Below are 2,030 nucleotides of genomic sequence, written 5' to 3'. Positions count from 1 at the left end.
GAGCGAGTTCGGGGCCCAGACGGCGACCCGGTCGCCCGGTTCCACGCCGGTCGACGCCTGAACGGCCTTGGCCATGGCGAGGTAGGTCTTGCCGGTACCGGCCGGGCCGACTCCGAACACGATTGTGTTCTCGTCGATGGCTTCGACATAGCGTTTCTGGTTGAGGGTCTTGGGCCGAATCGTCTTGCCCCGACGCGAAAGAATGTCGAGGGAGAGCACCTCGGCCGGAGACTCGCCGACCTCGTTGGTGAGCATGCCGATCGTTCGTCGAACAGCGTCCGGTGCGATGGGCTGCCCCCGACCGGCCAGCGACGCCAATTCACTGAACACACGTTCTGCCAGCGCAACGTCTGCAGCCGTCCCCGACAAGGAGATGGTTCCGCCACGTACATGAATGTCGGCACGAAGCTCACGTTCGATCGCGGTGAGATTCTCGTCCGTCGCCCCCAGGATTTGACGCACGGTCTCCGGCGCCAGATCCATACTCGAACGGACGGTGCGCTCTGCGGGCAGAGCGCGCTCGGTGATGGTGGTTACACGGTTCCCGTCGAGTTCACTGTGTTCACTCACGTGGTGAATATGGCCTGCTTTCTGGTCCGATCAGCCCACTCGACTCGTGAGCCTCGATACTTCGAAGTCTAGCGCCAGAGTCGGACACGGCCCACTTGTTAATCGTCCCGGCCTAATCCTCGCGGCGACCGGACGGCAGCGATTCGCGGATCCACTCCGACGCTTCGGCGACGATCTCGGAGCTTCTGTCCGGACTGATACCCGCGATGACCAGGCACACGGCGGCAAAGGATTCGCCGGAGTCCGTGATGAGCCCACTGTTGGCCTGATCGAACAAAGTGATCGTGATCGCCTCGGTCATCGCTACCAGAGTCTCGGCCGGCAGGTATGTCGAGAAGGTTCCGTCACGCTGACCGCGCTCGACGACGCTGATACTCACGGCACGCGCGGGCTCCATCAGATCGAGAATCCGCTGCTCCCCCAACTCTTTGCGAGCAAAGCTGAGCAGCATCCGGAATCGATCGCCGACCGGCCATGACAGCAATGCCAGTACGGCAGTCGCCAGATCCGGGCGCTCGGGCGGCTCGCCGGCTTGGCTCAGCGCAGCAACGAGATCGGTCGACGCCTCGTCCACGATGCCGTTGATCAGCGCCTCACGGCTGTCGAAATGCGCGTACACGGTTCGCCTGACCACACCAGCGGCCTTTGCGACGTCGTCCATGCTCGCATCCGGATCAGCAGCGAACGCCGTGATCGCCGCCTCGATGATGCGATTGCGATTGGCCGCGGCCTGACTACGACGCTGCCGTCCGCCCGATTCGGCAGTTCCCGAAACGACTGTGCCCGAGTGCGTCAACGCGCGTTCCACCTCTTTCGACTGCCCAACTGTGATCTAGGTCAATCATAGTTGCACATCGGTGTGCAAGTTATTAACTTACACATCAGTGTGCAAATAGATCGAGGAGTCTCTTCGATCATCAGGAACGGAGTCGCGTCATGACGACACTCATGAGCAAACCTGTCTCGGAGATGGACCAGCCGTACTCACGACGATGGGCCGCGCTCGGGGTGTTGTGCCTGAGTCTGCTGATCGTCGTGATGGCGAATACCGCGCTGATCGTCGCGGCACCGGACATGACCAGAGACCTCGGCCTCACCAGCACGCAGCTTCAATGGGTCATCGACGGCTACACCGTTCCCTACGCCGCACTGATGCTGCTGTTCGGCGTGATCGGTGACAAGTACAGTCGCCGCGGCGCACTTCTCGCCGGACTCGCCGTGTTCGCCGGCGGCGCCGTCTTCGGCAGCATCGCGGACACCACCAACGCCGTCATCGCGGCACGAATGATCATGGGCGTCGGCGCCGCGATCATCATGCCCGCGACGCTTTCGCTTCTGGTCGCTACCTTTCCCAAAGCGGAGCGATCACGCGCCATCGCGGCGTGGGCGGCGACGTCGGGTCTCGCGATTGCACTCGGTCCGCTGTTGGCCGGATGGATTCTCGACAGTCATTCCTGGAG

Annotated in this window: 3 protein-coding genes; 1 reads left to right on the top strand and 2 read right to left on the bottom strand. The window is 62.6% G+C overall.

The window, feature by feature from the left end; all coding sequences use genetic code 11:
- Window positions 1-570 (bottom strand): PhoH family protein (locus ABT116_RS43590; RefSeq protein WP_351646337.1); only part of this gene is annotated, 570 nt, incomplete at its 3' end.
- A 112-nt stretch (window positions 571-682) separates the two neighbouring features.
- On the bottom strand, window positions 683-1,378 hold the full coding sequence (locus ABT116_RS43585) for a TetR/AcrR family transcriptional regulator (protein WP_230813899.1): 696 nt from the start codon (window positions 1,376-1,378) through the stop codon (window positions 683-685).
- 128 nt (window positions 1,379-1,506) lie between these two features.
- Here ABT116_RS43585 and ABT116_RS43580 point away from each other — a divergent pair.
- The coding region (locus tag ABT116_RS43580; RefSeq protein WP_351646334.1) for an MFS transporter at window positions 1,507-2,030 on the top strand (524 nt) is incomplete at its 3' end.

This window comes from Streptomyces sp. NPDC002130, from assembly GCF_040296465.1.
In the GTDB taxonomy this organism is placed as follows: Bacteria; Actinomycetota; Actinomycetes; order Streptomycetales; family Streptomycetaceae; genus Streptomyces.
Note: the sequence above shows the minus strand (reverse complement) of the source record. Positions and strands in the feature narration are given on the sequence as shown.